Source organism: Angustibacter speluncae, assembly GCF_054777815.1.
In genome coordinates this window covers 1-917 of sequence record NZ_BAAHAF010000167.1, presented here as the reverse complement: position 1 = coordinate 917, position 917 = coordinate 1, and the positions used below count along the sequence as shown (strand labels likewise).

Annotated in this window: 2 protein-coding genes; one reads left to right on the top strand and one right to left on the bottom strand. The window is 80.4% G+C overall.

The features are described from left to right. The coding region (locus ACYVKY_RS18845; protein WP_460436524.1) for a hypothetical protein at window positions 1-357 on the bottom strand (357 nt) is incomplete at its 3' end. Window positions 358-435: 78 nt separating this feature from the next. On the opposite strand from ACYVKY_RS18845, the gene ACYVKY_RS18840 reads away from it, so the two are divergent. Further along, complete coding sequence (locus ACYVKY_RS18840; protein ID WP_460436523.1) at window positions 436-762, top strand: TfoX/Sxy family protein; 327 nt, start codon at window positions 436-438, stop codon at window positions 760-762. Window positions 763-917 lie beyond the last annotated feature (155 nt).

The window sequence follows — 917 nt, the reverse complement described above, 5'->3', positions numbered from 1 at the left end:
GAGCGCGGTGAGGGCGCCGGCCAGGTCGTCCGCGGCGGCCTCCGCCGCCGCCCGTGCCGCGGCCACCAGGGCCGCGTCGGTGGCGCCCGCCGTCACGAGCACGACGGCACCGCCCCCGAGCACGACCGGGGCGTGGACCAGGCCGTCGTCGACCACCGTGGCGCCCGAGGCGAGGGCGCGACCGACCGGGTCCTCGCCGGGCCGCGCGCCGTCCTGCACGCTGCTCGCACCGGGCGCCGCCAGGCAGCGCAGCCGGTCCGCGAGGAGCACGTGCACGCCCACGCGCTCCCAGCGCGTCGCGAGCCCGTCCGCGACGCGGCGGGCCTCGGCGACGAGGGTGGGACGGGCGACGGGCACGGTCGCCGAGGGTAGTGGAGCCCTGCACCGCCCGGCCGGACCTTGCCCCGGGTCGCCCCGGCGCGTCACGGTGACCCCGTGGCCTACGACGAGGACCTGGCGGAGCGCGTCCGCGCGCGGCTCGCGACCCGCGAGGGGGTGAGCGAGACGCCGATGTTCGGCGGGCTCGCCTTCCTGCTCGGCGGGCAGATGGCGGTCGCCGTGTCGGGGCAGGGCGGGCTGCTGCTGCGCTGCGACCCCGACGACGCCGAGCGGCACCTGGCCGAGCCCGGTGTCGAGCAGCAGCTCATGCGGGGGCGCCCGGCCACCGGGTGGCTGCACGTGCACCCCGAGGCCGTCGTCACCGACGACGGCCTGCGCCGGTGGGTGCAGGTGGGCGTCGACCGGGTCGACGCCCTCGGCTGACCGGCCGGCTCAGCCCTGCTCGGCGGGCTGGGCACCGCCGTCGCCGGAACCCGCGCCGCCGCCGGAGCGTCATCGGCGTCGACGGCGGCGCCGACGCGTCGCCTCGCCGGAGCCGGGACCCTCGCCGCCGGGGCCGGAACCCTCGCCGGACGCGG